Annotated in this window: 22 protein-coding genes; 11 read left to right on the forward strand and 11 right to left on the reverse strand. The window is 44.7% G+C overall.

Translation table 11 applies throughout. The annotated features are described in order from the left end of the window. The first annotated feature begins 171 nt into the window (after positions 1–171). The 4 genes from B5D50_RS12720 to B5D50_RS12735 all read left to right on the forward strand — a co-directional run bounded on the left by B5D50_RS12720 (position 172) and on the right by B5D50_RS12735 (position 5,739). Complete coding sequence (locus B5D50_RS12720) at positions 172–1,575, forward strand: OmpP1/FadL family transporter (protein ID WP_078923018.1); 1,404 nt, start codon at positions 172–174, stop codon at positions 1,573–1,575. Positions 1,576–1,586: 11 nt separating this feature from the next. Further along, positions 1,587–3,599 carry an Ig-like domain-containing protein gene (locus B5D50_RS12725; protein WP_078923019.1) on the forward strand — a complete coding sequence of 671 codons (2,013 nt, stop codon included), beginning with the start codon at positions 1,587–1,589 and terminating at the stop codon, positions 3,597–3,599. 167 nt (positions 3,600–3,766) lie between these two features. Further along, entirely contained in the window at positions 3,767–4,813 is a 1,047-nt protein-coding gene (ruvB, locus tag B5D50_RS12730) for a Holliday junction branch migration DNA helicase RuvB (protein WP_078923020.1), read from the forward strand. A gap of 14 nt (positions 4,814–4,827) precedes the next feature. Next, entirely contained in the window at positions 4,828–5,739 is a 912-nt protein-coding gene (locus B5D50_RS12735; RefSeq protein WP_078923021.1) for a CPBP family intramembrane glutamic endopeptidase, read from the forward strand. 54 nt (positions 5,740–5,793) lie between these two features. Here B5D50_RS12735 and B5D50_RS12740 read toward each other — a convergent pair whose 3' ends face one another. Both B5D50_RS12740 and B5D50_RS12745 read right to left on the reverse strand, forming a co-directional pair. After that, on the reverse strand, positions 5,794–6,234 hold the full coding sequence (locus B5D50_RS12740) for an NfeD family protein (protein ID WP_234975875.1): 441 nt from the start codon (positions 6,232–6,234) through the stop codon (positions 5,794–5,796). Next, the gene (locus B5D50_RS12745; protein WP_078923022.1) at positions 6,231–7,109 is read right to left on the reverse strand and encodes an SPFH domain-containing protein; all 879 of its coding nucleotides are present in this window, start codon (positions 7,107–7,109) and stop codon (positions 6,231–6,233) included. The genes B5D50_RS12740 and B5D50_RS12745 overlap by 4 nt, the downstream gene beginning before the upstream one ends. A gap of 202 nt (positions 7,110–7,311) precedes the next feature. Here B5D50_RS12745 and B5D50_RS12750 point away from each other — a divergent pair, with 202 nt between their 5' ends. After that, on the forward strand, positions 7,312–8,463 hold the full coding sequence (locus B5D50_RS12750; protein ID WP_078923023.1) for a GGDEF domain-containing protein: 1,152 nt from the start codon (positions 7,312–7,314) through the stop codon (positions 8,461–8,463). Positions 8,464–8,526: 63 nt separating this feature from the next. Here the strand turns inward: B5D50_RS12750 and rimO are convergent, their stop codons facing one another. Then, on the reverse strand, positions 8,527–9,843 hold the full coding sequence (rimO, locus tag B5D50_RS12755; RefSeq protein ID WP_078923024.1) for a 30S ribosomal protein S12 methylthiotransferase RimO: 1,317 nt from the start codon (positions 9,841–9,843) through the stop codon (positions 8,527–8,529). 447 nt (positions 9,844–10,290) lie between these two features. Between rimO and B5D50_RS12760 the strand changes: the two genes are divergently transcribed. Continuing rightward, on the forward strand, positions 10,291–11,205 hold the full coding sequence (locus B5D50_RS12760; RefSeq protein WP_078923025.1) for a phosphoribulokinase: 915 nt from the start codon (positions 10,291–10,293) through the stop codon (positions 11,203–11,205). A gap of 8 nt (positions 11,206–11,213) precedes the next feature. Here the strand turns inward: B5D50_RS12760 and B5D50_RS12765 are convergent, their stop codons facing one another. Next, the gene (locus B5D50_RS12765) at positions 11,214–11,732 is read right to left on the reverse strand and encodes an HIT domain-containing protein (RefSeq protein ID WP_327193288.1); all 519 of its coding nucleotides are present in this window, start codon (positions 11,730–11,732) and stop codon (positions 11,214–11,216) included. 144 nt (positions 11,733–11,876) lie between these two features. Between B5D50_RS12765 and B5D50_RS12770 the strand changes: the two genes are divergently transcribed. Further along, positions 11,877–12,449 (forward strand): hypothetical protein, encoded by a 573-nt coding sequence (locus tag B5D50_RS12770; protein ID WP_078923027.1) that lies wholly within the window; start codon positions 11,877–11,879, stop codon positions 12,447–12,449. A gap of 43 nt (positions 12,450–12,492) precedes the next feature. Here B5D50_RS12770 and B5D50_RS12775 read toward each other — a convergent pair whose 3' ends face one another. The 7 genes from B5D50_RS12775 to B5D50_RS12805 form a co-directional block, all read right to left on the reverse strand. After that, entirely contained in the window at positions 12,493–13,527 is a 1,035-nt protein-coding gene (locus B5D50_RS12775) for a CDP-6-deoxy-delta-3,4-glucoseen reductase (protein ID WP_078923028.1), read from the reverse strand. 127 nt (positions 13,528–13,654) lie between these two features. After that, the gene (locus tag B5D50_RS12780; protein WP_078923029.1) at positions 13,655–14,938 is read right to left on the reverse strand and encodes a TRAP transporter large permease; all 1,284 of its coding nucleotides are present in this window, start codon (positions 14,936–14,938) and stop codon (positions 13,655–13,657) included. Next, positions 14,935–15,555, reverse strand: a complete 621-nt coding sequence (locus B5D50_RS12785; protein WP_078923030.1) for a TRAP transporter small permease — start codon at positions 15,553–15,555, stop codon at positions 14,935–14,937. The genes B5D50_RS12780 and B5D50_RS12785 overlap by 4 nt, the downstream gene beginning before the upstream one ends. Positions 15,556–15,645: 90 nt before the next feature. Next, positions 15,646–16,653 carry a TRAP transporter substrate-binding protein gene (locus B5D50_RS12790; protein WP_078923031.1) on the reverse strand — a complete coding sequence of 336 codons (1,008 nt, stop codon included), beginning with the start codon at positions 16,651–16,653 and terminating at the stop codon, positions 15,646–15,648. Between the two features lie 341 nt (positions 16,654–16,994). Next, positions 16,995–18,518, reverse strand: coding sequence for a sulfatase-like hydrolase/transferase (locus B5D50_RS12795; protein ID WP_078923032.1), 1,524 nt, complete (start codon positions 18,516–18,518; stop codon positions 16,995–16,997). Positions 18,519–18,588: 70 nt separating this feature from the next. Then, positions 18,589–19,728: a DUF1501 domain-containing protein gene (locus B5D50_RS12800; RefSeq protein ID WP_078923033.1), complete on the reverse strand. Its 1,140-nt coding sequence runs from the start codon at positions 19,726–19,728 to the stop codon at positions 18,589–18,591. 11 nt (positions 19,729–19,739) lie between these two features. Next, a complete protein-coding gene (locus B5D50_RS12805; RefSeq protein ID WP_078923034.1) occupies positions 19,740–21,116 on the reverse strand; it encodes a DUF1800 domain-containing protein in 1,377 nt (458 codons plus the stop codon). A gap of 160 nt (positions 21,117–21,276) precedes the next feature. Between B5D50_RS12805 and cysQ the strand changes: the two genes are divergently transcribed. The 4 genes from cysQ to B5D50_RS12825 all read left to right on the forward strand — a co-directional run bounded on the left by cysQ (position 21,277) and on the right by B5D50_RS12825 (position 24,662). After that, the gene (gene cysQ, locus B5D50_RS12810; RefSeq protein ID WP_078923035.1) at positions 21,277–22,071 is read left to right on the forward strand and encodes a 3'(2'),5'-bisphosphate nucleotidase CysQ; all 795 of its coding nucleotides are present in this window, start codon (positions 21,277–21,279) and stop codon (positions 22,069–22,071) included. Positions 22,072–22,197: 126 nt separating this feature from the next. Next, positions 22,198–22,914: a response regulator transcription factor gene (locus B5D50_RS12815; RefSeq protein WP_078923036.1), complete on the forward strand. Its 717-nt coding sequence runs from the start codon at positions 22,198–22,200 to the stop codon at positions 22,912–22,914. A gap of 84 nt (positions 22,915–22,998) precedes the next feature. Continuing rightward, complete coding sequence (trmB, locus tag B5D50_RS12820) at positions 22,999–23,697, forward strand: tRNA (guanosine(46)-N7)-methyltransferase TrmB (RefSeq protein ID WP_078923037.1); 699 nt, start codon at positions 22,999–23,001, stop codon at positions 23,695–23,697. 134 nt (positions 23,698–23,831) lie between these two features. After that, positions 23,832–24,662, forward strand: a complete 831-nt coding sequence (locus B5D50_RS12825; RefSeq protein WP_078923038.1) for a hypothetical protein — start codon at positions 23,832–23,834, stop codon at positions 24,660–24,662. Positions 24,663–24,735: the final 73 nt, after the last annotated feature.

The raw sequence follows: 24,735 nt of genomic DNA on the forward strand, positions 1-24,735 counted from the left end.
CATGCTAAGGAATGTCCATGCAAAATTAGGGTAAAAGGATTTGGAATTTGTGCGCAAACATTTGCAAATCCCGTGCAGTGTAAGGTTTGTCGTTGTTTTACAACGGAGGCTTTCTCTTCACTGGCTTTTTCTGATACTTTTGTACACTAGCCATTTGGAGGAGAAATAACAATGACTAAGCTACCCGCTAGATCAATTCTAGCTATTTCTATTACCTTAGCCTTAAGTTCCACAGTACAAGCTGCCGGTTTTGCCTTAATTGAGAACTCAGCCTCAGGGATGGGCAATGCTTTTGCAGGTGCAGCTGCCGTGGCAGAAGATGCGTCCACAACTTGGTTTAATCCAGCGGGCATGGCTGAGCTGGGCGATGGCTCTCACTTGAGCACGGCCGGCCATGTGATTGTTCCGCAAGCAAAATTCACTGATAAAGGCTCTTGGGTCAATCCTGCTCTAACCGGAGGTAATATTGATCAAGCTCAAGCCGCGTTAACGGGTAAAAATGATGATGGTGGCAAACCCGCCTTCGTTCCCAACTCTTACGCCGTGAAACGTCTGAATGAAAAGATGACAGTTGGTGTAGGTATCAATGCACCTTTTGGCTTAGAAACCAACTATGATGATGATTGGATTGGACGCTATAACGCACTCGATTCAGCCATGCAAACCATCAATATCAATCCTTCGGTAGCCTATGAAATCAATGAGCAATTGACGTTCGGGGGCGGGGTTAGCCTGCAATATATTACGGTTGAATTAGGCAGTGCTATTGATTCGGCGGCGGCTTGTCGGAGTATTGCAGGGGCGGCCAATAGTGGTGATTTATTGTTAAGTTGCTTAAGGGCTATGCCGACGCTATCGAATCAAGCTACCGATAGTAAGGTCGTGATCAGCGGTGATGATGTTTCTTTTAGTTATAATTTAGGTGCGATGTATAAACCGACCCCCCAAACTAAAATCGGGGTAAGTTATCGGGCAGCGACCAATCATGAGTTGGAAGGTAAAGCCGATTATACTGTAAATGCAGCTTTGCAGCCGATACTCACGGCGACGGGTGTGACACGATTTAATGATGTCGATGTAAAAGCGGAGGCGAATTTACCGGATAGTTTATCCTTGTCCGTAGCACATAAAGTCAATGATAAACTCGAATTGCTCGGTGATGTTACCCAAACAGGTTGGAGTAGCTTTGAGCGCTTGCGGGTAACTGATAAAAATACCGGAGCCATCGTCACCAATGTGGATGAAAAATGGGAGGATGTCACCCGTTTCTCCGTGGGTGCAAATTATCAATACAATGATCGGGTGAAATTACGCGGTGGCTTAGCCATTGATAAAACTCCTGTTCCCAATGCTCATTTGCTAACACCCCGCACGCCCGATACCGATCGTACTTGGTTAGCGGTTGGTGCGAATTACAAATTGAATAAAACCTCAAGCCTTGATGTGGGCTATGCGCACTTATTCATGGATCAAACACCTATTGATAATACGAGCGAAGACAATGGCTATGCGATCCGTGGTGTGTACGATAGCAGCGTTGACATTATCAGTGCTCAATTCAATATGTCATTTTAAGGGGCTTAACCATGATGAAACCGACAACCATCGCTTTATGTTTAGCTGTAGCCTTAGGTTTACCAGCCTACACGGTGCAGGCGTATGATTTTGATGCTAGTGAAACGGATGCTCAAAACAACTATAGCCCTGCTTTAGCACCGTTGTTTGATCCGGCGAATGGCATTATTCCAAGTACTAATGATTTACTCTTTCGTGGCAGCACGGATGGTACTTTAAATATTCCGACCACTAATTTGCCTGCGGCTCAATTGCCTTTGTATGAAGCCCTTAATTCGTTAGATGGCTTTGGTTTGACAGCACCGATTACAGCTAATTTTAGCAATGTGATGGATGCTAGTTCAGTCAAAATCGGCAGTAGTGTCTATGTGTATGCGGTTAAAAAAGATGCTAGCACGGGGGCGGTACTCAGTATTGAATCTGAGTTGACGGCAGCCGAGGTGTTTGCCACCACTACCGCTGATGGTAAGACTTTAGTATTGTTACCACTTAAGCCTTTAAAAGAAAGTACCAGCTATATGGTGGTACTGACGAATAGCATTAAAGATAAAGCGGGTAAAACCGCCTCCAGCTCTTCGACTTATTTGTTAGCTAAAGCCACGCAATCCTTAGCTAATACACCGTATGCTGCTTTAGAGTCTTTGCGTCAATTAATTGGGACACAAGAAGCGGCTGCCGTGGGTAAAGGGGTTGCGAAAGCCCGCATTATTTTAAGCTGGACGTTTACGACTCAATCGGTTAGCCCGGTTTTGCAAGCCGTGACGGCCCAAGCTAAGGCGGGCAAGATGATCATGTCACCGGCTTTAGGTACGACGCAAACCTTTTCTACGGCTTTACGTGGTAAAGCGAATGTGCATGCAGGCACCTTAACAGTACCTTATTACTTAAATGCTAAAGCACCGTTAACTAGTTATTGGCAAGGGGCGGGAGCGAGTCATCTAACCCGCTTTAACCCAACACCTAAAGTGAAAAGTAAGCAGACGATTCCCGTCTTAATGACTGTACCGAATGCGAACTCTTTAGCAGGAGCTACTCCACCTGCGACGGGTTGGCCTGTGATTATCTTCCAGCACGGCATTACCCGTAGTCGCCTTGATATGCTCGCGATTGCTGATAGCCTCGCGGATGCGGGTTTTGTAGTGGTCGCAATTGATCTACCTTTGCATGGTATTACGGATACGACCAATCCACTTAAGGCCGATTTAAACCCAATTTCTAGTCAAGATGTAGAGCGTACTTTCAATTTAGACCTCCGCAACAATAGTACGGGTGCAGGTGGAGCTGATGGCTTGATTGATAGCTCTGGTTCTTATTTTATTAATCTCACCAGCCTCCGCACTTCCCGCGATAATATCCGCCAAGGTATGTCCGACTTGATGGTATTGCGCAAAAGTTTAGCGGGTTTGCAGGCAGCTAGCCCGATTCCTTTAGATACTGCGAAACTGGGTTTTGTGGGTATTTCTTTAGGTGCGATGACCGGTATCGGCTATCTTAGCCAAGAGGCAACCAGCACGCCCGCGAGTTTAGCCGTCCCTGGTGGTGGTATTGCGCGTTTATTAGATGGTTCGGAAACTTTTGGTCCAGCTATTCAACAGGGCTTGGCAGCGAGTGGCATTGTCAAAGGAACAGCCGCTTATGATACTTTTATGGGCGTTGCTCAGTGGGTGAGTGATCCTGCTGATCCCATTGTTTTAGGCAAACAAGCGGCCGATAAACATCCGATCCACATGATGGAAGTGGTGGGGCAAAATGGCGTAGGTAGCGATAAGGTGATTCCAAATCGGGTAACGGGAGCGCCTTTGTCGGGTACTGAGCCATTAATTAGTATCATGGGCTTAAAATCCATTACCCAAACAGGTACACCCGATGGTGTGGTGCGCTTTACTGAAGGGGTTCATGGTTCGTTATTAACTCCAGATAGTTCCTTAGCCGCTACCACTGAAATGCAGTCTTCCACGGCGGTCTTCCAAGTCAAACGTGGCACGACGATTCCTGTGTTTAATCCTGCAGTAGTTCAGCAATAAGCTGAGTTATTCTTAGCTGATTTAGCCCTGTTGCAAATAGTAACAGGGCTAGAACAGGCTAATTCCAAGGCGCTAATCCCACTAATATCTGGATGAATCTCTGGATGTGTTTTCGAGCTGCTTTTGTTATGGTGTAGTGCTAATAGGCTGGTTGGAATAGTAAAAAAATGCCCGAAACAGATCGTATGATTTCACCCATCGGTTCGCGTGAAGAAGAGTTTGTCGATGAACATATTCGTCCGCGTCGTCTAAAAGATTATATTGGTCAGCCGGTTGTGCGTGAGCAAATGGAGATTTTCATTGGTGCGGCTCGTGCACGTGGTGATGCTTTAGATCATACCTTGATTTTTGGTCCGCCCGGCCTTGGTAAAACCACGCTGTCTAATATTATTGCTCAGGAAATGGGCGCAAACTTGCGGCAAACTTCTGGGCCAGTTTTAGAAAAAGCGGGTGATTTAGCAGCACTGTTGACTAATCTTGAGCCACATGATGTCTTATTTATTGATGAAATCCATCGGTTAAGCCCAATGGTCGAGGAGATTCTCTATCCTGCAATGGAGGATTTTCAGCTGGATATTATGATCGGTGAAGGTCCCGCAGCACGCTCTATTAAACTCGATTTACCCCCCTTTACTTTAGTGGGGGCGACCACTCGCGCCGGTCTATTAACCTCTCCGCTACGAGATCGCTTTGGTATTGTGCAGCGTTTAGAGTTTTATAGTGTTGAAGACCTTGCTTATATCGTCAATCGGGCGGCCGGTATTTTAGGTGTACCGATGGAAGCTGGAGGGGCACATGAAATTGCTAAACGCTCACGGGGTACGCCACGGATTGCGAACCGTTTGCTGCGCCGAGTCAGAGATTATGCTCAAGTCAAAGCGAATGGTCGGGTCAGCCCAGAAATTGCTGATCGTGCCTTGGATATGCTGAACGTAGATGACAAGGGGTTAGACCATATGGATCGCCGCTTACTATTAGCCTTGCTTGAAAAGTTTGATGGTGGCCCGGTCGGTGTGGATAGCTTAGCGGCGGCTATTGGTGAGGAGCGCGGTACGATTGAGGATGTCCTAGAGCCTTATCTGATTCAACAAGGTTTTTTAATGCGCACTCCACGGGGGCGTGTCGCTACGCGACATACGTGGCAGTATTTTGGTATGGTTATGCCAGCAGCTATCCAAGAACAAACGAGCCTCGATCTTTTTAACGACCACTAAGCAAAGGACTGTGCATGCGCGTCAATCCCCTTGATGAAGTTCGTTCGACTTGGGTCGTCGGTTTATTTGTGGTCGTTTTCTATTTTATTATTGGTTCAGGTTATGCTTTCCTGCAGCAAGTTCAAGCGAATCAGAATCTGTTTAGTCAGGGTGAGCTATTTATCTTAGAGAGTTTATTATTCAATCTACTCTATCTGTTATTAGCGGTCTTGCTGTGGTGGGTTACCTTTAAGCAGCGTGATGAGCTCACGGAGCTACTGCTTAATCCTCCCGCTCCTGCAGAGCTGCCTGAGTATCTTTGGCTTGCCGTGGGGATGATTATCTCATCCATTGGCTTAACTTATCTGATGTACTATCCCTTATCCTTGGTTGCCCCTGAACTGGTGCAGCGTTGGTTGTTGGATGTGCCACCTTTATTGTATTGGGATGAGCAAGGGTCTTATTGGTTAGGTAATTTATTAGTGGTGATCAGTGCGGTCATTTTTGCGCCTATCGTGGAAGAGTTTATTTTTCGGGGTTATTTGCTCAATCGTTGGAGTTTGAAACTCGGTGCTCTGCCAGCAGTTATTTTATCATCAGGTCTGTTCGCGTTTTTGCACAACGATATTTTGGGAGCTTTTGTATTCGGCGTGGTGCTGTGTTTGCTGTATATGAAAACGCGCTCTTTAGTGGGGCCTATTCTTGTACATATTGTAAATAATCTGATTGCCGTTAGCCTTGAATGGATGGATTTAAAATGGTGGAGTGGTTTCACTCCCATGACTCTGCAAGATTTTTATGATCAAGCAGGTTGGGGGATTTTTGGCTTACTGGTGGGTGTACCTTGGTTATGGCGGTATGCATATCAACATTTTAAGCCCTTACCTCAATTGCTAAAAGCGCATGAGCAGGGTGGGCAGACACCGAATAGTGTTTCGATGGGTTAGATGCAGGGGTTGAGCACTTAGGCTTTAATCGGCAGACAACCATTAAGAAGCGAATCACACCGCCTCTACCAAGAGAATAATCCCTTCTACGCCGACTATTTTCACTCGCGTACCCGCAGGTAAATCCGTACCTCTTACCCGCCAAGTAGTATCACCAATCCGTATTGAACCACTGCCTTGGACGATGGGTTCATTCAAAACATACTGTTTCCCGATTTGACTGAGTAGACGGTTATTTAATTCAGGCTCAGGGGGCGGAGGATCACGAAACCAAGGTGATTGACGCCAAGCCAATAAGCTTAATAAAGAACTTGCACCGAATAGCAACAATTGCCAAGCGAGTGCTAAATCAGGTACCAGCCATAAGATAAGTCCTGTGAGGGCTGCCCCAAAGCCGAACCACATTAAAATGGCGCCAGGTGCGAAAATCTCCAGTGTAAATAAGACTGCTGCCAAAATCAGCCAATACCAGAATTCGAGGTTGATCATGCTCATCGCTTCTCCTGCATGACTTTCCACAACTCATTAATACTGCCAATCGACCCCATTAAACCGCTAGTATCCAAGGGCATGAATACTGTTTTTTGCTGAGGCGAGTCGGCGAATTTACCGAGTGCTTCGACATATTTTTGAGCAACAAAATAATTAAGTGCTTGCACATCACCTTGGGAAACCGCTTCGGACACCAGTTGAGTGGCTTTAGCCTCAGCTAAGGCTTCGCGCTCCCGTGCTTCGGCACGTAAAAAAGCGGCAGATTTAGCCCCTTCTGCTTCAAGAATTTGTGATTGCTTTTTACCTTCAGCCTCCGTGATCTGAGCACGTTTTTGACGCTCAGCCGTCATTTGTAGATTCATCGCCCGCACCAGTTCGGCGGGTGGCTCAATATCTTTAATTTCAACCCGCAACACCTTGACCCCCCAAGCATTGGTGGCTTCATCGACAATAATTAAGACTCGTGCTCCAATTTCATCACGCTTACTGAGTAAATGATCTAATTCCATTGACCCGCAAACAGAGCGTAGATTAGTCATGGTGAGATTTAAAATAGCATTTTCTAAATGAGCCACTTCATACGAAGCTTTAGCAGGATCAAAGACTTGATAGAAAACGACGCCATCAATGCTGACATTGGCATTATCTGCCGTAATGACTTGCTGAGGTAGAATATCCAGCACTTGTTCCATCATATTGACCTTGCGACCCACACGATAAAAAATCGGAATAATCAAACCTAAACCGGGCTGTAGGGTATACACATAACGCCCAAAACGTTCTACTGTGTAAGCAAAGCCTTGTGGCACCATCTTGACGCCCATGAAAAAGAGCATGATGATTAAAATGATCAGAGCCACTGCAAAGTATAAGAACATGCTTCCCTCCTTACTGTCTTGTTTTTATATGATGTAATTTTATGGTTAGACTATACCATTTAATATCCAATAAACCATTAACCTTGTAACTTACTGTGGTGATGTTAATGCAGTTTATCGGAAAAGTTTTAAATTCGGCATAAAAACAGAAATGTTTCTGCTATAAGTCAAAGCTTGCTAAGTGCAACAGGGATCAGGAGATATGGGCAAATATAAGCTCTCGACGGATAGTTTTCTTGTCTTGCCGACAGCTGTTATGCATGAGCAACTCGTTTGTTTAGCCAGCTATGGGGCGATTTTATTCTGGCTACATACGTTAGCTGCTTTATTTTTGGGTATACTCATTTGGGTGCATTCATCCACTAATACGCTGGTTTTATTGGTCTGGTTAGTCGGAATCGCCCTATTGGCCGCGAGTTGCTGGTGGAGTAGTAGCCATTTCCAAATGGACAAAGTGTCTGAAGAAGTTTTATATGCGCGTGTGCAGCGTTATGTCTTACTGAGTACCTTGCTACATGCACTCTGGGGGGCTTCAGGGATTTTATTATTTGTCCATCAACTAGAGGTCGTAGCGGTGCACACGGCCGTATTATTACTAATTAGCTTGGCGGCTTTACCGACGTTACTGTTATCGTGGCCGATTGCTTCCGTGCAGATGATCGCGGTGATCCTACCGATGGCGGTAATGCTGTTATGGTTGGATGATCCTATTTTTCGGCTATTAGGTTTAGTGTTGCTGACAGCGGCGATTATGGTGGTGCTGGCAAGTCGCCCGCTTGCGCAATTAATGGATAATTTTCAACTCGCTCAGCGCAAACTGTTAGAGCAGATGAATACTGATCCAGTCACTCAACTCGCCAATCGTCGTCAATTCGAGCAGCATTTTAAACTAGAATGGCGGCGCTCGGCGCGTACTCGTGAACCGTTAGCTTTATTAGTGCTAGGGATTGATCAACTGACTGACCTTGATTTGAGCGAGCAATGTCTGATTGCTCTAGCCCGTTATTTAAAAGCGGTGGTGCACCGTGCCGGTGATTTAGTCGCACGTTATGATGATCGACGCTTTATCGTGCTCTCACCCACTACCTCGACTGATGAAGTTGCTCGATTAGCAGAAAAATTCCGGCATGAAATCGAACGCAAACAACTGACCTGTGCGAGTTTAGCGGGTTTAACCGTTAGTATCGGTGCTGCTAGTTGCCAACCGCAATCGAGCCATCACCAAGCAATGGCAGAGGATGATGTGCATGATGTTGCTTATCCAGCACTACTCCTAAAAGCGGCCGAGCAAGCTTTACAAACAGCTCAGGAGCAAGGCGGTAATTGCATCGTAATCGGGGCAGTGAGCATTTAAGTTAGAGGGACTAGCGCCCTCTGGTGCGGGTCAGGTCGGTGGTATTGCAGGCGTTAACCCGCTTTAAACAAGTTCACCCCATAAATCATGCTCATCCGCATGGGTGATCATGACTTTAACGAATTCACCGACAGGTAATTCTTCGCCTTCAATAATGACCTGTCCATCAATCTCGGGCGCATCACGATAACTGCGCCCGATACTAAGATCCTCGCCCACTTCGTCGATGAGTATTTCTAGGGTTTTCCCCATTAAACTACTGAGTTTATTGGCGCTGATTTCTGCTTGCAGCTCCATAAACCGTTCAAGGCGTTCTTCTTTGACTTCTTCGGGGACGGGATTCGCGAGTTGATTCGCAGGTGCACCTTCTACGGGGGAATAAGCAAAAGCCCCTACCCGATCTAATTGAGCCTCCTCAAGGAAATCGAGTAGGGTTTCAAATTCTTCTTCAGTTTCGCCGGGGAAGCCCACAATAAACGTACTACGGACGGCTATTTCAGGACAGAGTTCGCGCCATTGACTCAGCCGCTCTAAGACTTTTTCTGCATGGGCAGGGCGACGCATGTCTTTGAGAATTTTGGGGCTAGCGTGTTGAAAGGGAATATCTAAATAGGGCAGGATTTTGCCCTCAGCCATTAAGGGTAATAACTTATCTACATGCGGATAGGGGTAGACATAATGCAAACGTACCCATACTCCTAATTCACCTAAGGCCTCGGCTAATTGCTGGCTATGCGTTTTGAGTGGCCGACCTTTCCAAAAGCCCGTGCGGTATTTGGTATCAATGCCATAGGCGCTGGTATCTTGGGAAATGACGAGTAGTTCTTTCACGCCAGCATTCACCAAATTCTCGGCTTCTTGCATCACATCCCCAATCGGGCGTGAGACTAAATCCCCCCGTAGATGCGGAATAATACAGAAAGAGCAACGATGGTTGCAGCCTTCGGAAATTTTCAAATAAGCATAATGGCGTGGTGTTAAGCGAATACCCTGAGGAGGAACTAAATCAGTATAGGGGTCATGCAAAGGCGGTAAATGCTCGTGAACTGAATGCATCACTGCTTCATAAGCATGTGCGCCCGTCACAGCGAGTACATTGGGATAAGCGCTGAGGACTTTTTCTGAGTCTGCACCTAAACAACCGGTTACAATCACCCGTCCATTTTCATCCAAAGCCTCACCAATAGCATCCAAAGACTCCTGAATCGCAGAATCAATAAAGCCACAGGTATTCACCACTACCAAGTCAGCCTGATTGTAAGTTGGGCTAATCGCATAACCCTCAGCACGTAACTGTGTCAAAATACGTTCAGAGTCTACCAGTGCTTTCGGACAACCGAGACTGACAAAACCGACTCGAGGGGGCGTGGAGTGTTTCATACCAAAATACCGCAAAGATGCTTAGCCAAAAGGAGGCTATCATAGCTGATTCACGGCAGGGATGCGCTAGAATCGTGGTTTAAATCCAGTGGTTCGCCTAAGTCTGGTTTAGGTTTTGCTTAAAGCGTTGGCTAAGTTATTAACAGCCATAAGTAAATTTTATTCATTGTCAATTAAGTTAAATAGAAATTTAATTTGGTAATTTTAATTTATTTTTCATGGAGTTAATCATGAAATGACAATCAGCTCAGCCGTTTTCCTGCTAGGGCTATAAAAAATCATCAACTGACTTATCCACAGCTTAGCCGATTCATAACTGTTAAGCTGTTAAGCGGGCTTGAGGTATATCTCTAGATGATGGGCTTGCCCTACCCAAAGACATATACAGATCAGCCTGAAGCTTTGGCTAGAATGAGTGACGATACTTTGATTAAGTAAGAGGTGGATATGTCTAAATTGCATCCGGTCATTGCGATGACTGGCTCGTCAGGAGCAGGGACGACTTTTGTAAAACGTACCTTTGAAGGCATATTTCGCCGCGAGCAGATTAAAGCAGCGATTATCGAAGGGGATAGTTTCCATAGTGTAACGCGCAATCAGTTTAAGCAGCGCTCTAAAGAAGAGCCAAACTTTAGTCATTTCGGTCCGGGCGCGAATGATTTTCATGCCTTAGAAGCTCTGTTCAAGGCTTATGGTGAAAGTGGTTCGGGTAAAAAACGCTATTACCTGCATAATGACCAAGAAGCACAGGAGCACACCGAGCGTTTAGCTGCAAAAGGTATCACGACGACAGCAGGCTCAGGTGAGTTTACCCCTTGGGAAGAACTTGAAGCAGATACTGATATTCTCTTTTACGAAGGCTTACACGGCCTTGTGCTGGATACTAGCGCCACACAAAAGTATGGCGGCTATAATGTAGCTCAGTATGTCGATTTAGGAATCGGTGTTGTGCCAAGTGTGAATCTAGAGTGGATTCAAAAGATTCATCGTGATCATGCTGAGCGTGGTTATAGCGCAGAAGCGACGGTGGATACGATTTTACGCCGGATGCCCGATTATATTAATCACATCACTCCACAGTTTTCTCGCACAGATATTAATTTTCAGCGTGTACCCACCGTGGATACCTCGAATCCTTTCATTGCGCGTGATATTCCCACACAAGATGAAAGCTTGGTGGTCATCCGTTTCCGTGATCCAAAAAAATTTAATACCGATTTCCCGTATTTATTAGCAATGATTCACGATTCGTTTATGTCTCGGCGAAATAGTATTGTTGTACCGGGAGGGAAGATGACCTTAGCGATGGAGCTAATTTTAAATCCCATTATCCATGATATGTTGGAAGCGCGCTCTCAATAAGCACGGCTTTAAGCTGGACTAGGACTATTAAGCTCCAGCCCTAAAGCCTGACGCATAGTCTGAATCAGCTGTTCAGCAGCAGCTGGAGTATAAGCGTCGGGTTTAAATTTACCCCAAACAGGTGTCGGCCACGCTGCATCTGTTTTAAACCTTGCAATATGATGAATATGCAATTGCGGCACAAGATTGCCTAAAGCTGCAATATTCAGCTTATCGGCCTGAAATAATTGCATCAGTTGCCGACTTAATAAATCCGACTCTTCCCAAACTTGGGCGCGCTCTGTGTTTGTCAACTGATAGATTTCACTAATCTTCGCCCGCTGTGGCACTAAGATAAACCAAGGGTAACGGCTTTCATTCATCAGCAATACTTGGCATAAATTCAAATTGCCGACTACTAAGGTATCTGCAGCCAGTTGAGGGTGGAGGGTGAAGCTGAGTGAGGTCATCGTAGCTTTATTTAAGGGTAGGTGATCAAATTTTCCAAGTAATAGCTTGAATAGCTTGAGTATCGCATAGTCGTACACTCTTGCCAAATCTACGCGGCCTTCAAAAGAAGGACCAACATTCACTTCTATCGGTGATGATTTATCTGTATAGTCGATGGTTAATTATTTGATTTATTGAAATAATTTGGATGCTAGCGATTTCTAACCTTGAGGTTGATACTTATGCGGTCTTGGTTAAAAACACTTGGTTTTGCAATGGCTGTTGGGGTAATGCTGAGTGCGAGTATCAGTCAAGCGCAGGGAGAACTAACAGGGACTAAAACCCTGAGTGCGAAGTTTGCCGATGGCTCTGCAGTGGTGTTGGGGACGATTGATTTCACGCCTACTGAGCAGGGCGCGGCCAATTTCAAACTGAATTTGCGGACTGAGCAACTCTCAGATCATTTCCTTTCGATGCGCGAGTTTAAGTGTATCGAGGCATCACAAGAATTAACTTGTTACGTTCCTTATCCCTATCCGCATCCGGCAACCATTAGCCCCAATGATTTTGTATGGCTTGAGCACAGCTTATTGTTTTTCTTTAAAGCCCCTCGCGACTTCGGTGCTAAGCTTTGGAATGGCCTGTATTTTGAGTTTCAACAATCAGGTACGATGCTGATTGGTACGCCTAAAGCAGTGGACTTGAATTTGATTGCTGCCCCTCCGGCTGATCCTCTGCAAGCGCCGTTTGAAAAAGAGCTGCGCCATGAAATTCCAGCAGACTCCCGTTGGCTTAGGAGTCTGGTGCTTGAGTAGTACGAGTTAAGCGCAGCGTGCTGAGCTTAAGCTTAAGCTTGAATCAGCTGCTTTGTTGAAGGGCTTTTAGCGTATCTGGGCTGTAATCGAAGGAGTCTGAATACAAATGCTCCGTGCGCAAACCGTGTGCTAAGAAGGCTTCTCGGCCAGCCAAAATCATCGGTGGTGGGCCACTCATGTAGACTTGATAAGCGCTTAAATCAGGAAAGTCAGCCACGACTGCCGCATGCACCCAACCGGTGCGGCCTTGCCAATGATCGTCTGGTTTTGGCTCAGATAGCACAGGGATATAGTGGAACTGTGGATAACGCTGCATCCAATCCTTGGGCAAATAATCCATGTATAAATCTACCTTGCTACGTACACCCCAATACAAATAAACCGCTTGGTCAAAACCTTTTAGTTTTAAATATTCCAGCATACTTTTGAGCGGTGCAAAGCCGGTACCCCCACCCACTAAAATGATCGGTTGTGTCAGCTCACGAAGATAAAAGCTCCCTAACGGTCCTTGCATGCGCAAGAGCGCTTTTTCCTTCATCTCATTAAATACATGGGAGGTGAAATGCCCATTCGGTACATGGCGAATATGCAATTCAATCAAGGCCTCTCCGGTCGGTGCATTCGCGATCGAGAAACTGCGGCGTTTACCATCCCGTAAGAGCAGGTCGATATATTGCCCAGCCATAAAACGTAAACGTTCATTAGCAGGGAGTTTTAGGGTCATCTCGATGACATCGGTATTGAGTTTACGCAGCCGTTCGACCCGTACTGGTAAGGTTTTAACTTCGATTTCTGGCAATTCGCCCACTTGTGGGCAGTCGATTTCTAAATCCGATAGCGCAATGGCTTGGCAAAGTAGCGCCCGACCTTGTTCTAGATCATAGGGTGAGAGGGCTAAAGGTTCGCCTTGCGGGTAGTCAACAGCCCCTTGATTAATCGTGACCATGCAAGAACCACAAGAGCCACTGCGGCAACTATAAGGCAAGGCAATGCCTTGTCTTAGCCCAGCATCCAGCAAATTTTCTTGTTCTTCGACGCTAAACAGATGCCCACTGGGTTGGACGGTGACCTTAAACATTAGGCAAGCTTCCTCTAGCAAAGTTAGAAAGCCTAGTTTAGCGATTGCAAAGGAATTAGGGAAAGTTTAGTGAGATTTAAAAAGGGCATCTAAAAGATGGATGATAGATGCCCTGACGGGAGATGATTTACATAACGCCTAAGAGCTTAGGGAACCATAAGCTGATAGCAGGTACATAGGTCACTAATACTAAGAAGATCAACATCGTTAATAACCAAGGCCAAACAGCCACAGTTAGCTCAGTAATGCCCATTTTAGTAATGCCTGAGGCCACATAGAGATTCAAACCTACAGGCGGATGACACATGCCTACCTCCATATTCACCACCATGATGATGCCAAAATGAATGGGATCAATACCTAGTTTCATGGCCATCGGGAAAAGAATGGGCGCAAAAATTAACACGATACTGGATGGCTCCATAAAGTTGCCTGCTACCAGTAATAAGATATTCACCGCTAAGAGGAAGACAATAGCGTTCAAACCTTGGGCCAGCATCCAGTCAGCCATTGACTGAGGGATCTGTTCATTGGTGAGAATGAATGAGAACATCACCGCATTAGTGATAATGTATAAGAGCATGGCAGACATACTTGCCGAGTTGAGTAAAACCCTTGGTACATCTTTTAAGCCCATGTCTTTATAGACAAATACAGCAACGATAAAAGCATAAACGGCACTCATTGCGGCCGCTTCAGTCGGGGTAAAAATACCTGTGTAGATCCCACCCATGACAACTACAATCAGCAATAAACCCCAGATCGAATCTCTGAAAGCTTTCCAGCGAGTTTCCAGATTAGCTTTAGGCTGACGTGGATAATCAAATTTCTTAGCACGATACCAAGTTGTAAAGCCCAAGAAGCCTGCCAACATTAAGCCCGGAACAACCCCAGCCATAAAGAGTGCACCCACTGAACTATTCGTAGCGACCGCATACATCACCATGACGATAGAGGGTGGAATCAAAATGCCTAAAGCGCCTGAGGTCGTAATAACGCCCGCACCAAAGTTTTTAGGGAAGCCCGCTTTGAGCATAGCTGGCAGTAGAATCGAACCGATAGCAACTACGGTAGCAGGGCTAGAACCAGAAACAGCCGCGAATAAAGCACAAGCTAACACCCCGGCTAAACCTAAGCCACCATACCAATGCCCGACCATTGAGGAGGCAAAGTTAATCATCCGCCTCGCAACCCCCCCATGTGTCAGGAAATTACCCGCCAAAATGAAGAAGGGAATAGCCATGATTTCAAACTTTTCGATCCCCGTGAAAAGCTTTAAGGCGACCGCTTCAATCGGCACTTCCGTCATGGTAAACAAGAAAGTGAGTACCGTGAGGCCTAAGGCAATCGAAATCGGCATGCCGGTGAGCATGAGGATGAGTAATAAACCAAAAATAACTAATGCACTCATGATTTTTGCCCCATTGCTGATTCATCCAGCTCATCATTTAAGCCATCGACATGACCATGATCATGATGTGGCATCTCACCAGTACGTAAATAAGTGACTAAAACTTGAATGAAGCGGAAGCACATCAATGACGAGCCAAGAGGAACAGCTAGATAGACAATCCAAGTAGGCCATTCGAGGTCGGGTGTGGTCGGTCCTTCATAGTGGTCGCCGGTTTCAAAACCAAAGCTAGATAGAAAAACATAAGCAAGCCCATTTTCCCAGACTAACATTGCACCTAAAATGGCTATAATGCCCGTAAAAAGAATACATGCCGCGAGTGCAATGATGGTGATAATGTGCCGATTGGCTGGAGATAGAAAATTAACCAATACATCGACACCAACGTGAATACCTTGGCGTACTCCGTAAGCGGCACCGAATTTAGCCATCCAGACGAACAGAATAATGCACAGCTCTTGCGCCCAACTCAGATGGATACTGAGTAAAAAATCCTGAAAAGCACCCAAAGGCCAGCCTGATACATAGCGATGCACAACAGCAACGAAAATGATCACGGTGGCGGCTGCAATCAGGAAGGTAATGAGTATTTCTTCCAGACGATCAAGCCACTTCATACACTCCTCCGCTCATGTATTGAATTCAGCCAACTAACAAAACAGCGGTCTATTGATCAAACTTCAATAGACCGCACAGTATGATGGAATTTACTTGGCTGGATCAAACCCAGTGGCAGTATAGATTGAGGTAATTAAGTCTTTACCAATGCGCTCAGACATTTCGGTGTGAACCGGTGCTAAAGCTTTTTGCATAGCTTTAGTTTCATCCTCAGTGGGCATGTAAACTTCAGTTTTGCCACTGGCTTTAACGGCTTCGAGCGCCTTATCGTTTTCTTCTTTAGCGATTTGGTTAGCATAATCTGTCGATTCTTTCATCGCTTCTTCTAAAGACTTGCGCACATCTTCAGGCAACTTATCCCAAAACGCTTTGTTCGCAATTACGGCATAGCCTAAATACCCATGATTAGTGACAGAGGCATTTTTTTGCACTTCATGCATTTTTTGCGTGAGTAAATTGGATGGTGGATTTTCAGTACCATCCACTACCCCAGTTTGTAGGGCTTGATAGGTTTCAGAGAAGGGTAAAACTTGTGGGTTGGCTCCTAAAGCACGCATTTCGGCTTCTAAAACTTTAGAAGACTGAATCCGCATTTTTAAGCCCTTGAAGTCGTCTGGGGTTTTCAGTGGCTTATTTGCACTCATAATCTTAAAGCCATTATCCCAATAAGCTAGGCCTTTAACGCCTTTAGCTTCTAACTTAGTCAGCAAGCCCATGCCAACTTCGCCTTGAGTAACTTTGTGTAGGTCTTCATAGTTACGGAAAATATAAGGCAGGTCGAAAGCTTCAAATTCTTTCACGCCTAAAGGCCCAAATTTGGCTAAAGAAGGGGCTAGCATTTGCACAGCACCCATCTGCAGCGCTTCCATTTCTTCTTTATCTTTGTAGAGTGTGCTATTGGCGAAAACCTCGACTTTAACAGCACCTTTAGTTTTTTCTTCAGCTAATTGCTTGAATTTCTCAGCGGCTTTGCCTTTTGGGGTGTCAGGGGCAACCACATGGCTGAATTTGATAGTAATCGGATCCGCTGCATAGGCGTATAAACTAGACAAACCTAAGACAACCGCTGTTGTTAAAGTAAACAGTGTTTTTTTCATCTCTCGCTCCAATCAGTCAATGTATAAACGAGAGTGCTATTGGAAGATTCATGCCAATCTAAGCTGGTTTTAGATTATTTTTTAATATCAATTAAAACAAATACTTATCTTGATGTGCTTAGGTCGATTCAAAGCTGATTTGGCGATTTCCCACCGATTGAGTCTTGCAAGCTTGGCGAAGATCCGCCATAAAAAATATAGCCCCGTTGGTGCGGGGCTAGGAGAAGAGGCATATACCACGGAACAAACTAGTTATTATCAGTTAGAGCGTAGTCGTGATTGAAATGCTTCGCTGATTATTTAGCTAACTGGTATTTTTTTAGCTCTAAGTGGTGGTGAGCTTAGTTTTTTGGAAAATAATAGTCATACCAATATTTATCTGCCCCAAGCAAAGCCCCTGAAGGTAAACCGGGGGTTTTCAGACTCGTTGACCAGTTACTTAATTGGGTATGCAGGGCTTGAGCGATAGCAGGATGCTGGCTTAGCACGTTAACCTGTTCATGTTGATCACTCGATAAATCAAATAAATATTCACCTTCATCAGCAGTCCGTAGGTATTTCCATTTGCCTTGACGAACAGCCGATTGCTGCATAAAACGCCAGTACAAAGCGCGATTGGGTTTTGAGCTTGGATTTTTCAAATAAGGGATCAAATTAACCCCATCCATGTCAGTGGTAGCTAAGCCCGCTAAAGCCGCCGCAGTTGTGGTGGCATCTATAGAGATAACAGGCTCATTATAAACCAAACCTTCCGGGAGGTGATTTTTCCAACGCATGATGAAGGGGACGCGGATACCGCCTTCACTGAGCATACCTTTTTCACCCACCCAAGGCTCATTTAAAGAACCATCCCAGACAGACCCCCCATTGGGTGCTGTTTGGGCTGATACAGGCAATATGTCTTTTTTAGTTAAATTCAGCGCAGCACCATTGTCTCCCATGAAAATAATCAAGGTGTCATCATCAATTCCATAACTTTCAAGTTTTTCTACAATGCGCCCCACTCCTGCATCGACAGCGGCGAGCATCGCCAAAGCATAGCGGCGGCGTTCAGGCATAGAGCCGGGAAAGAGATCCAAGTATTTTTGAGTTGCTTCGAGCGGGACATGGGGGGCGTAATAAGGAATATACATAAAGAAAGGGTCTGCTTTATGCCGATCAATAAAGGTGGTGGCGGCTTCGCTGATGACATCTACCCGAAAGCGGTTATCTTGGATCGTGCGCGGTGAGATGGTTTGCCCGGCTAAATTAAAATTGGCACGATAGTTATTGTGATAGCCAACGAAATTATCCTGAAAGCCTCGACTTTCTGGATAATATTTAAGCTTTTCCGCAAACGGTATATTGCTTTCATTAAAGGGAACCGAAGAGCCGGGTGCATAAACTTCGTTATACCAACGCTCGGATGCGCCATTGATGTCTAGATGCCATTTGCCCATGATTCCAGTTTTGTAACCGACTGCGGTCAGTTTTTCAGCTAGGGTGGCTTGACTCAGCGGCAAGGGTGAATAGTTATTGTCTTCTACTCCAAATTTCTGTTGATAACGACCCGTGATTAAAGCCGCCCGTGAAGGGGTGCATTGTGGTGCGGTGACATAACCCGCCGTCATACGCACGCCAGTTTTAGCCAGTTGATCTAAATGTGGTGTTTTAACATCACCCCGCACGCCTTGAACACCTAAGTCAGCATAACCATGATCATCGGTAAAGATGAAAATAATATTCGGTAGCTCACTTGTGCGTACCACAGTTTGATCAGTAGTACTTGAGCCATCGCCACAACTACTTAAAAATAAGGCTGTCAGGCTAATGGCTAAACTGTGCACTAAGCGCAAACGAGTTTGAATAGAAAAATCTGTAGGCATGAAAAAGCTCTATAACAGTCAAAAGTCAAGAATGGCTTGCAGTATAGAGCAGGAGCAGCCTGTTTTTAAATTAAATTAATGCCAGTTGGCCTGTGAGTTTTTCACCTAAATTCCACCAGTTATTGCGAATAACAGAATAAATATCACGAAAATCAGTCGTATAAACCAAATCACCTCGTTCATCTAAATCGGTCAATGAAGGATATTCACCATATAAACCGCCTTTGACTTTACCACCCATGACTAATTGCACCGAGGCAGCTCCATGATCAATGCCTTTATTGGCATTTTCTTTTAAGCGCCGCCCAAATTCTGAGTAGGTCATGATGATCACCTCATCCCACATACCAATTCGTTTAAGGTTATTCCGCATACTAGCCAGCCCTTGAGCTAAACTTTGTAAAAGTAATTTATGGCGTGATCGGTGATCAGTATGCGTATCAAAACTACCTAAAGTTATTTTATAAGCAGGTACGTTTAGGCCTGAAGCAATCAGGGTATAAGCTGAGTTTAAACTTTGTCCAAAGTTACCTGCACCAAAGCTTTCTTTAGCAGCAGGTAGGTCTTTTAAGTAGTCGGCTAAAGTGCTGGCTAGCATCTCTATTTGCGACTGGACATTTAGAATATGTTGCAAAGAAGGATTCGTAGAGTCGGATTTAAGTGCATGAATTCTTGAACCACTACTCGCAAAATTGCTAGGTTCAGAAATACTCAAGGCTGAAACATTCTGGCCATATAAAGGACCTAAATTCGTATCAAGCGCGATACCCGCCAAGCTGTGTTCAGGAAAAGATTGTGCAATCCAACCATCATGAAGACCACGCGCCTCGGCTTGTGCGGTATCCCAAATTTCAATGGCTTCGAAATGTGAGCGATTTCCAGTTTCATAGCCAATACCTTGTACCCATGCCAACTCACCCTCATTCCAAATCGGCATGAGCGCTTCTAAGGCTGGATTTAAGCCTAAATGCGCAGATAAGGTCAGTATACTAGAGCGTTCAATCGCAATCGTTGGGCGAGCACTATAATAATTAGGGTGGGTATAAGGGATTAAGGTATTTAAGCCATCATTTCCTCCTTTTAGCTCAATCAAGATCACAATACGCCGATTACCGGCAAGGGTACTGAGGGTATTAGCCCAAACACTTGGGGCGGCTAGCAAACTCAGGGTACTGAGGCCTAAACCTTTCAAAAAGTCACGACGATTCATAGTTATTATTCTTAGCGGAGTTGATAGGTCGGGTCTTTTAAGACAGTCATTAAGATCGTGTCAGCGTTCTGATTACAGTTAGGTGCTGCTACAGGCTTGACGGGCAATAACCAAGCGACTAAAGGACTGGGGTCGGTAGAGCAACTGATTTGCGGCAAAATATTTTTAAAAAAACCACCCGCTTTAATCGAAGAGCCGATACTACCAACGGCATTAGTTTTGGCGACTAGCTCACGAACTAAGCTCTGTGCCTCGCTACCATGCTCGGCTAACAATTTAGGAATCAAATCATAGCGGCGAATTAAACGGGTGTTAGTGATCCAATCTGTGCCACCTCGCCAACCTTTGACATCGGGTGGATTAAATAGATCTTGTCCTAGTTGTTGGTTGACTATTTTTAAGGCAGGGTATTCTGCAAACGGAATTTGTAGCTCACGGATTAGACCCAGTGTAAATTCCACTGGAGATTTAATTAGGCTACCCCGCTGCTGAGTCTCCCAGAAAATAGGGCTAGTTATTATTTTAAGCAATAAAGCTTTGATCTCGTAGCCACTCTCTCTAAAGGTAGTTGCCCATTCTTGAATAATACTAGGATTAACAGATTCATGGCTAATAAATTCTTTCCAGAATTTTTCAGCAAGATGTTCAGCCGTTCGTGGTTGATCTAAAAGGATATTAATAATATCAGTGCCATTAAATTTTCCAGAGTGTCCTAGAAAATGCTTTTGAGAGTTGTCGTGTAGCTTAGGTTGAAATATAAATTCACCCGTTAAGTTATTTACATTCCAGCCAGAAAAAGCACGTGCGACCTGAATAATATCTTGTTCATTGTAATGGCCTACGCCCAAAGTAAATAATTCGAGCAGTTCACGGGCAAAATTCTCATTCGGGCTGGTGGCTATGTTCTTTGAGCCATCGAGATAAGTTAACATCGCCGGATCTTTAGCAATCGCATGCAGTAGCTCAGCAAAATTGCCTAAAGCATGCGTGCGCAGTAATTGATGTTGTTTTAACATCCATTGCGGCCAAATGACTTTAGTTAAGCTAGAAGTAAAGTGGTTATGCCAAAATAAGGTCATGCGTTCCCATAACGGGAATTGGGTTTTATGTAGTTCTTCTAACCACCAATTCGTTAATAGGACACCTTCTGTACGGGCTAATTTATTTAATTCTATTTTTCTGTTGCGATTACTTTGATAGAACACAGCCATATCCTCCCACGCAGTGAGTAGGGGTAGCTTAGTCAAACTAGGTGCCTGATCAGGGCAGAGGGTTGCAAAAATCTGTTCCACCGTCTGTCCGATACGTTGCTTGCAGAGGTGATGGTTGATACCTAACTCGAGGCGCGAAGCTAGATGGCGCGAAGCGGCGTAGTCAGTGATAAGCATGATTTGGGGTGCTCTGTTAAACTTGTTTTTTATTTTTATGTGAATATTATTTTATTTAATGATCAACTGTCTAATCTTATAGATAAATGGCCAGACCTTCGATGTACTGGTCTGGTTTATGTTAAAGTTATGATCATTTCAAAGCTTTTATGAGGACAAGATGGATCTTGCAAGCCTTACCTTAGTTATTGTTGAACTCGCCCAAGCAGCCGGTGCGGAAATCATGCAAATCTATCACTCTGCGGATTTCACGGTTGATCGTAAACAAGATAATTCACCTTTGACTGCTGCCGATCTGGTTTCACATCAAACCATCGTTGCTGCTTTGCAGGAGTTAACCCCCCAGTATCCAATCTTGTCAGAAGAGTCTGCGACCCTTGATTTTGCTGAGCGTAGTCAGTGGACAACCTATTGGTTAGTCGATCCTTTGGATGGAACCAAAGAATTTATTAAGCGCAACGGTGAGTTTAGTGTATTAATTGCCTTGATCCATCAGCATGAGCCTGTATTAGGTGTCGTGCATGCTCCGGCTTTGCAGAAAACTTGGTATGCCAGTTTAGGTAATGGTGCTTATTTGCAAGTCGCTCAAGCTGAACCTGAGCTGCTGTCTACCCGCGAGCCGAGCGAGTTAGTAACCATTGTCGGTAGTCGATCGCATGCTGGTGATTTTTTACCCGCATTTCTGCAGCAATTTGAAAACTATGAACTTATTTCAATGGGCAGTATTTTAAAGGCCTGTTTAGTCGCTGAAGGTAAAGCCGATTTTTATCCCCGTTTAGGCTTAACTTCCGAGTGGGATACTGCAGCGGCTCAAATTATTGTCGAAGAAGCAGGAGGAGCAATGCAAGATCTTAATGGGCAAGCTTTAAAATATAATTCAAAGGATTCATTGCTCAATCCGCATTTTATAGTGAGCGGTAGTCAACATTATTTCGATAAAACTTTAGATAATTGATAAATTAGAAAATAAATCTTTAAATAATTTGTAACAAATGTTGCAAAATACTCCCTAACAGCAATATTAATTGGTGATAATGCTAGGGGTAGGTGTAGATCATTTTATTTCTAATGGCTCAAATTCATGGCAAAGGCTAATGACGCAGAAAGTAACAAAATCTTGCTAGTTGATAATGATGAAGTTCTTCAACAGCTCTTGCAGAAATTTTTAACAGGCCAAGGTTACCAAGTAGCTGTACTAGCAAGTGGAGAACGAATTGCTGAGTTTTTGAACTCCAATTCAGTGGATTTGATTGTAATGGATGTCCTGTTGCCCGGCGAAAATGGTTTACATTGGCTAGCTTGGGTAAAGCAACATTATAGCTCATTACCCGTACTGATTTTATCTTCACAACAAGCGGTCGATGATCGAATAGCTGGCTTACAGTTAGGCGCTGATGATTATTTAATTAAACCTTTCCATATGACTGAACTATTGTTAAGGCTAAAAAATATTCTCAGACATCAACGTTCAACAGAGACAAAGTTGGACGATTCTTATATCTATTGCTTTGATCCTGAACATGCTTTGTTTTTTCGAGATGGTCAGACGATTAAATTGACCACGACAGAAACTCGTTTGATGCGCTTTTTGTTTGATCATGCGGGTGAAATTGTGACCCGTGATCAGATTTCTGAGGCCTTGCGAGGCAATAGCCATCACCCCTTAGATCGAAGTATTGATGTGCATATGAATCGGCTGCGCAAGAAAATTGAAGCAAAACCAAACTTACCGAAGTATTTAAATACGGTATGGGGCAAGGGTTATCGTTTCATACCCCCTAAAAAAGAGGGTGTATGATTCGGTGGGCATAGGTCTGACCTACCTGACAGCCTGTGCTTGATATGCTCTAATAAGCGCCTTTATTAGCCAAGTATCACTCAAATGGATGCCAATCACCCGCGCCAAATTAAAAGTTTTGTGTTAAGACAAGGGCGCTTAACCAAAGGACAAGAACTGGCTTTAGCCACCGCTTGGCCGCAGTATGGGATCGCTGAGGGTCAGGGCTGGCTCGATTTTGCAGCGATTTTTGGTAATGCAGCGCCTGTTAGTTTGGAAATTGGCTTTGGCAACGGTGAAAGTTTAGCGCAAATGGCAAGAACAGCCCCAGAGCGTAATTTTTTAGGGATCGAAGTGCATACGCCCGGTGTCGGTCATTTATTGCATCTGGTGCAAAAATATCAATTGGAGAATCTGCGGGTCATGAATACGGATGCTGTTGAGATTATTCAGCAGCGGATTCCTACAGGCTCGCTCAATCGTATCCAAATCTATTTTCCCGATCCTTGGCATAAAAAGCGTCATCATAAACGTCGAATCATCCAAGCAGCGTTTGTGAGTCTATTAGCAACCCGCTTGCAGGCGGGCGGTTTATTACATTTAGCTACGGATTGGCAAGATTATGCTCAGGCGATGGCTGAAGTACTAGACGCGAGTCCTGATTTTTGCACCATGAATCCTAGCGGTGAGCCGTTCTCGCCTCGCCCCGAGTTTCGTCCACTGACTAAGTTCGAACAACGGGGTCTAAAATTAGGGCATGGTGTCTGGGACTTGCTCTACTGCAAGCAAGAACTCAGCCATTAGTCGGTTAATGTTGCGCGGTTTAACCGATACTCTGCTAATTCTAACAGTTTAAACCAGCACCCTTATTCAGCGTCAGGATTGTTTGCTATTGATTCCAGTTATTTATTATCTGAGACAGACACTGGGATCTCGCTATGTTCAATACCCTCAGGCGCTTATCGGTTTTAGCTATTGTTTTGATTGGTTTGCTCTTTCCCACTTGGACGGTGGCGCTGACCCCACCTTTTCAAGTACAGGTTGATACGGCTTGGCAAGCGGCAGAAGTTAAAGATGTGCAAGCGGTATTGGATTCAACCGTGCTGGCAATTGCGCCTTATATCGGTAGTCGCCGTTTAGAGCCGGTACTAGTTAAGAATGACGAGAAAGGCCCGATTTCCTTATACGAACGTGCGGCTAACGGTGAATATGTCGTTCTATTGGATGTGAATGGGCGCTACTGGTCACAATTGGCTTATCAGTTTTCGCATGAGACTTGCCACCTCTTAAGTAATTATGATCTTGCACCCAATAATGTTTCCAAGCAGCAATGGTTTGAAGAGTCTTTGTGTGAGGCGTTTAGTTTATTCAGCTTGGGAAAGTTGGCGGATCAGTGGGAGGTCAACCCACCGTATGAAAATTGGAAAGACTATGCCCCCGAACTACGCAAATATGTTGCGGATATGTTGAAAGAGAAGCAACGTAGCTTGGCACCCAATTTGGCAAATTGGTATCAGCAACACCAAGTCACTTTGGAGGCTGATCCCTATGCTAAGGATCGCAGTTTAAATGAAAAAATGGCTTCACATCTATTGAAAATTTTTACGGAACAGCCCGAGACTTGGGCGGCCATCAACTACATTAATTTAGGCGATGATAGCAAGGATAAGTCGCTGACTAAGTACTTGAAAGATTGGTACAATAATACTCCAGACCATTTACGTGCTCCGATTAAAAAGATTCAGCAACAACTTGATGTTAAGGGTTAGTGAGTGCTGTGAATTATTAACAAGCTAAGCGCAAATCGTCGGTAGAAGTTTATTTCTCAGCGTTTTTGTGTGA

The organism is Thiothrix eikelboomii, assembly GCF_900167255.1.
Lineage (GTDB): Bacteria > Pseudomonadota > Gammaproteobacteria > Thiotrichales > Thiotrichaceae > Thiolinea > Thiolinea eikelboomii.